General features: G+C 53.2%; 1 protein-coding gene. It reads right to left on the reverse strand.

The window, feature by feature from the left end; translation table 11 throughout:
- On the reverse strand, positions 1–312 hold a 312-nt coding region (locus HGH92_RS34410; RefSeq protein ID WP_168875214.1), incomplete at both ends, for a hypothetical protein.

The following is a 312-nucleotide window of genomic DNA, read 5'->3' on the forward strand; positions in this document are numbered from 1 at the left end:
TCTGATCAGAAGCGGTACAGGAAGACTTGAAGGTGTTGGTCACTGTCCATTGCAGTGTCACGGATTTACCCGCAGGCACGCCTGTTACAGTGGTGGTGTAGTTGTTTGGACTGGTGATTTGTGCACCGAGGTCAGCACCTACAAAAGTCCACACGCCTTTCTGATCGGCGGCAGGCTGGTTACCTGTTACGGTGAAGTCTTTGGTGTCACACTGTTTGATCTCCGGTTTGCCGGCATCAGCAGTCGGCATAGACCTTACTTTCACGGTCACGTTGTCGGTTACGGTACAAGCGCCGTTGGTCACGGTTACCG

Source organism: Chitinophaga varians (assembly GCF_012641275.1).
Classification (GTDB): domain Bacteria; phylum Bacteroidota; class Bacteroidia; order Chitinophagales; family Chitinophagaceae; genus Chitinophaga; species Chitinophaga varians_A.